Source organism: Inquilinus sp., assembly GCF_057815775.1.
The window spans coordinates 1-5,557 of record NZ_JBYRFX010000206.1; the positions used below are offsets into that span (position 1 = coordinate 1).

General features: G+C 67.9%; 4 protein-coding genes and 1 pseudogene. 1 reads left to right on the forward strand and 4 read right to left on the reverse strand.

Annotated elements, in window-relative coordinates; all coding sequences use genetic code 11:
• From AC3XYG_RS07275 to AC3XYG_RS07285, 3 genes and pseudogenes are all read right to left on the reverse strand, one after another.
• A pseudogene (locus AC3XYG_RS07275) lies at nucleotides 1-302 on the reverse strand (hypothetical protein); the annotation flags it as partial.
• Between the two features lies 1 nt (nucleotide 303).
• The gene (locus tag AC3XYG_RS07280) at nucleotides 304-1,212 is read right to left on the reverse strand and encodes a carbohydrate ABC transporter permease (RefSeq protein WP_489139143.1); all 909 of its coding nucleotides are present in this window, start codon (nucleotides 1,210-1,212) and stop codon (nucleotides 304-306) included.
• A 37-nt stretch (nucleotides 1,213-1,249) separates the two neighbouring features.
• Nucleotides 1,250-2,488: an ABC transporter substrate-binding protein gene (locus AC3XYG_RS07285; protein ID WP_489139144.1), complete on the reverse strand. Its 1,239-nt coding sequence runs from the start codon at nucleotides 2,486-2,488 to the stop codon at nucleotides 1,250-1,252.
• Between the two features lie 363 nt (nucleotides 2,489-2,851).
• Here AC3XYG_RS07285 and AC3XYG_RS07290 point away from each other — a divergent pair, with 363 nt between their 5' ends.
• Complete coding sequence (locus AC3XYG_RS07290) at nucleotides 2,852-4,039, forward strand: ROK family protein (protein ID WP_489139145.1); 1,188 nt, start codon at nucleotides 2,852-2,854, stop codon at nucleotides 4,037-4,039.
• Between the two features lie 6 nt (nucleotides 4,040-4,045).
• Here the strand turns inward: AC3XYG_RS07290 and AC3XYG_RS07295 are convergent, their stop codons facing one another.
• Nucleotides 4,046-5,476, reverse strand: coding sequence for an FAD-binding oxidoreductase (locus AC3XYG_RS07295; RefSeq protein WP_489139146.1), 1,431 nt, complete (start codon nucleotides 5,474-5,476; stop codon nucleotides 4,046-4,048).
• Nucleotides 5,477-5,557 lie beyond the last annotated feature (81 nt).

Below are 5,557 nucleotides of genomic sequence, written 5' to 3' on the forward strand. Positions count from 1 at the left end.
CGGAACTCCATGCGTGCCATCGCATAGGCGGCAGGGATCGCGATCAGCAGGCACAGGATGGTCGCGGCAATGCTGACGAACAGGCTGTTCGCGAGCGCCGGCCCGAAGCGTGCCGCCTGCCACATGTCGGCGAAGTTCTCCCACCGAATCTCCGACGGCAGCCAATGCGGCGGAAAGGCCAGCACCTCGGCCCGCGGCTTCACCGCGGTCGAGATCATCACCGCGAACGGGAACAGGATGACCAGACACAGCGGCCCGAGCCCGAGCCAGATCAGCGTGGATCTGCGGAGCAGGTTGTCCATCTCAGTTCATCCTCTCCTCGTTGCGCATCGCCAGCGCCGCATAGGCGATGGTGAGCGCGAGCAGGATCAGGAACATCACGATCGACAGCGCCGAGGCGACCCCGAGCTCGCCATAGCGGAAGGCGAGCTTGTAGAGCCATGTGACGAGAATGTCGGTGCTGTTGGCCGGATCGCCCTGCGTCATCACCCAGATCAGCGGAAAGGAGTTGAAGACGTAGATGAAGTTGAGGACCAGCACGATGTTGAGGAACGGACGGATCAGCGGCACCGTGAGGTAGCGGAAGCGCTGCCAGGGGCTGGCGCCGTCGATCCTGGCCGCCTCGAAGATGTCGGCCGGCAGCGAGGACAGGCCGCCGAGGAGGACGGTCACGGTGAAGGGGATCGAAACGAGGATGCCGATCGCGATCTCGATCGGAAAGGCGGTGTTCGCCGTCGCCAGCCACTCGACCGGCTCTTTGACCAGGCCGAACTGGTTGAGCGTCGCGCTGACCATGCCGAACTGGCCGTTGAGCGACCAGCGCCAGACGATGCCGCTCATGGTGAGCGAGACCGCCCAGGGCAGCATGATGATGACGCGAGCGACGTGGCGGCCAACGAAGTCCTGGTTGAGCGCGAGCGCGATCGGAACCGACAGCAGCACCGTGCCGCCGACCACGAAGACCGTCCAGACCAGCGTCCGGTACAGGCAGCCGAGGAACAGCTGATGCGAGAACAGCCTGTTGTAGTTGCCGAAGTCGTTGAAGCCCGTCATGCCGCCGAAGCGGTTGACCGTCTGCAGCGACATCTGCGCCATGTCGAAGATCGGATAGCCGATGATCCAGAAGGCGAAGAGGATCGACGGCAGGATCAGGAGGTAGGGCGCACTGGCGCGCCCTACCCTGCCGTTGGACCGTGCTTTCGCCCGGCTCATGGCTCCGCCGCCGGCGGCGGCCGTCACCGATCCGGCCCTACTGCTGGATCAGGCTGTCGATCGTCGCGGCCGCTTCCTTGAGCGCGTCCTCGGGCTTGGCCTGGCCGATATAGGTCTTCTGCAGCGCGCTGATCACCGCATCCACCATCTGCTCCCAATTCGCCACCTGCGGCGCGAAATGGGCGTAAGACAGCATCTCGGTGAAAGCCTTGAGCTGCGGATCGTCCGCGAAGACCGGCGCCTGGGCCTCGGCCTTCATGACAGGCAGGAAACCCTCCTTGGTGCTGAATTCGACGCGCCACTTGTCGCTGAAGGCGGTCTCGCTGAGGAACTTCCAGGCGAGCTCCTTCTGGCTGCTCGACTTGAACACCATCAGCGTGTCGGTCACGCCATAGGTGGCTTTGGCCGAACCGGCCGGGATCGGCGCGATGGCATAGTTGAGGTCCGGCGCATCGGTCTTGATCTGGCCGCGCAGCCAGGGCCCGGTCAGGATCATGCCGATGCGGCCCTGCTTGAACAGCCGCTCGATGTCCTGCCGGTTGAGGCCGGTGGGATCGGGCTCGGTCAGCCCCTCGTCGATCATGCTCTTGTAAAGCGTCAGAGCCGCGATCGCCTGGGGGCTGGCGACGCCGGATTTGCCGTCGACGATGATGTCGCCGCCATGCGTCCACAACGAATAATACCAGAAGGCGTCGGTCTCGATCTCCTTGCCCTGCATGGCAAAGCCGTAGGTGTCCCCGCCGAGCGCCTTGATCTTGCGGGCGGCGTCGACGACGGCGTCCCAGGTCGCCGGCGGCTCGGACACGCCCGCCTTTGCGAGCAGATCCTTGTTGTAGTACATGGCGCGGGCCGAGGCCGCGACCGGCAGGCCGTAGATCTTGCCGTCGAGGGTCGAAGGCGACAGGAACGCCTCGATGAATCGGCCCTTGAACTCCGGCGTGATGTAGGAATCGAGCGGCTCGGCGATGTCGTTCTTGACGTAGTCGATGAGCCAGCGCGTGCCGATCATCGCGATGTCGGGTGCGGTCCCGCCGGCGATGTCGGTGGTGAGCCGCTGCTGCAGGTTGTCCCACTGAACGACTTCGACCTTCACCTCGTCACCGGGATGGGCGGCCATGAAATCCTTGGCCATGCCCTCGAAGATATCCTGCGTCGCCGCGCTGTAGTAGCCGACGACGACCCGCAGCGTCGCCGCGTCCGCGACCGTAGCGCTGCCCATCAGCGCTGCGGCGCCGACCAGGAGACCCAAGCCCACACCAATCTTCTTGTGAATCATGTTGCGACTCCCTGTTCTTCGTCGTTTTGGACGAAAGCCTTCCCGAATAAGACTTGGTTCTTTTGTTCTTATTCTTGTCGCGGCCGGTAATCGCGAGACTTCGAATCGGCCTCGTTCTATATGTTTGTTATAATTCCAAACAAACTTGCCGTCAACGCGGGAAACGTGTCAGAGCTTGGGATCGGGATGGCGGCGTGGAGTTCCGCACCACACGCCACCGATCTAATGAGTCAGGAGGCCGGGGCCTGCCCCACCTCCTCGGAAGAGCAGGATATGTCGATTGGAAAGATGTCGGACCGCGTGACGGGAACCGCACGCGGCCAAGGCGGAGACGGACCCTTTCCGCCCGCCGCCGCCGAGCCGGTGAAGCCCCGGCCCCATTCCCTGCTGTCCCCGGCCAAGATGGGCGACGTGAACCGCGGCCGCCTGCTGCAGTCGCTGTTCGACCTGGGGCCGACCAGCCGCGCCGACCTCGCCCGCCACATCGGCGTCAACCGCGCCACCATCACCGGCATCGTCCAGCCTCTGATCGACGACGGCATCCTGGTGGAGGGGGACCCCACCTCGCCGGGCGGTGCCGGCGGCAAGCCCGCCCGGCCGCTGCAGTTCTCGCCCGACGCACCGCAGATCGGCGCGATCGACCTGCGGCACGGTTCGGTGCGCACGGCGCTGGTATCCTGGACCGGTGAGATCACCGCGGTCGAGCACGAACAGTTCCCGCCGGCCGGCCGCGACCCCGAGGAGGCCGTCACGGCGATCGTCGCCAGCCTGGCGCGCACCCTGGCGGCCGCGCGGCAGCCGCCGCTCGGCATCGGCGTCGGCGCCACCGGGATGATCGACCGGGACCGCGGCGTCATCGTCAAGGTCAACCTGGCGCCGATCCTGTCCGGCCTCGCCCTCGGCCCGGCGCTCGAGGCGCGGATCGGCCTTCCCGTCTATCTCGACCATCATCCGCGGGCACTGTTGCTGGCCGACCGCTGGTTCGGCATCGGCCGCAGCCTGCGGACCTTTTCGGTGCTGTACCTCTCGGACGTCATCGGCAGCGCCCTGCAGTTGGACGGGCATCTGCACAGCGGCCCGGCCGGCGCCGGCGGGGAGATCGGGCACACCTTCGTCCAGGTCGATGGCGAGGTCTGCGCCTGCGGGCGCCGCGGCTGCTGGGAAACGATCGCCACCACCAGCTGGCTGCGGCGCCAGGCGCAGGCGGCCGGCCTGCCCTCGGCCGATGCCATGACCCCTGCCCTGCTCAGCGAACTCGCCGGGAAAGGCCTGGAGCCGGCGCTGCGCCTGCTCGACCTCTATGCCCGCAACATCGCGGTCGGCATCGCCAACCTGCAGCAGACGCTGGCGCCGAACCACTTCGTGCTGCATGGCGACGTGGTCGAGGCCGGCGAGCGCCTGCGCGCCGCGATCGAGGAGCATGTCGGCCAGCTGGTGCCGCCGCGCCCGGGCAGCGATCCGCGCGTGCTGCTGACCGACCAGGGCAATCTCGCGACCCTGCGCGGGGCGGCCGGCATCGTGCTGTCGCGCCGGCTGCAGTTCCAGCTGTAGCCGGCCCTAAGGCTCTGCGGACTCCCGGAAATCCACCGCGCCGAGGCGGCCGGGTGCCAGCAGGTCCTGGATCGCGCCGGCGATCGCGCGCTGCCGGGGATCGATGAAGCGTTCGTAGAAGGCCTGGTTGGCCCGGCCGATGGCGTGTTCGGCGCTGAAGCTGCCGCCGAACCGTTCGACTGCCTCGCCGAACACCAGGTCGCGCACCGGCGACGGGTCATGCGCCAGAGCGGAGTCGCGCGGCACCACCAGGTTGAAATGCACGCCGCCATCGCCGACATGGCCGAAATCGCAGACCCGGACCTCCGGATGCTCCCGCGCCAGGATCGCGGTCATGGCCCGGCGGAACGGCATCACCGCGGCCCGGGCGAAACCGAGATCGAAGGCGATCACCCGGCCTTCCGCCGCCAGGCTCCCGGTCAGCACATGCCGCAACGCCCAGAAATCGGTGCCGCGGCCCGGCATGGCATCGGCCAGCGGTTCGCCCGGCAAGGCCCAGATCTCGCCCAGCACCTGCTCCATCAGCGCATCGATCGATGGTTCCTGCGCGCGCGGCGCCCAGGACCGCTCGATCTCGACCAGGATGCAGAAGGGCGGCGGCGGATGCGGCGCGAAGGGGTTGCGCAGGTGGTCGTGATGCTTGAGCGCCAGGGCGACCGCGGCGCCGGACATGCCCTCGAACGCCGCCAGGTGATCGCCCACCCGCTCCTCGAAGGCGATGAGCAGTTCCATGACAGCATCATCGTCGCGCGGCACCAGGATGGCGGTGGCCGATTGCTGCGGCAGGCGACGCAGCTCCAGCACCGCCCGCGTGACCAGGCCATAGGCGCCGCCGGTGCCGATGAACAACTGCTTGAGGTCGAGCCCGGTGTTGTTCTTGCGCAGCGGCCGGGTCAGGTCGAGCACGGTGCCGGCCTCATCCGGCAGAACGATTTCGAGCCCGAGCACATGGCGGCGCATGTCGCCATAGCGCAGAAACCGCGCCCCGCCGGTGTTGGTCGCGACCATGCCGCCGATCATCGGGTCGGCCCCGAGGTCGATCGGCAGGGTCAGGCCATGCAGCGCCAATTCCTCGTTCAGGCGGGACAGGCGCGTGCCGGCGCCGACGGTGACGCTGCGGTTGGCGACGTCGGCATCGACCGGGCCGGCCAGCCGATCGAGGCTGAGCACGCCCTGCCCACCGCTGCCGTCCGGCGTCGACCCGGCAACCAGGCCGGTGTTGCCCGATTGCGGCACCAGGGCGATGCCGTGGCGGACGCAGTAGGCCATGACCGCGGAGGCCTCGGCCGTGGTCGCCGGCCGCACCACGAACGCCGCCCGGCCGCGATCGTAGCGGGCCCCGGTCTCATAGGCGGACAGGTCGTCGGGCGCCGCGAGCAGGCCGCGCGCCCCGACCAGCGCGCGCAAGGCATCGAGATGGCTGGCCGTGTCGCTCACTTCCGAAGACTCTCCCGATACAGGCACGCATCCGGCGCGAGCGATGGCCCGCTCCGCCGGACGGATTCAGCCGGCCGTTTC

What these genes read in the sequence shown, in the direction of transcription:
- AC3XYG_RS07280 (WP_489139143.1), bottom strand. Translation starts at nt 1,212, where the DNA reads ATGAGCCGGGCGAAAGCACGGTCCAACGGCAGGGTAGGGCGCGCCAGT.
- AC3XYG_RS07285 (WP_489139144.1), bottom strand. Translation starts at nt 2,488, where the DNA reads ATGATTCACAAGAAGATTGGTGTGGGCTTGGGTCTCCTGGTCGGCGCC.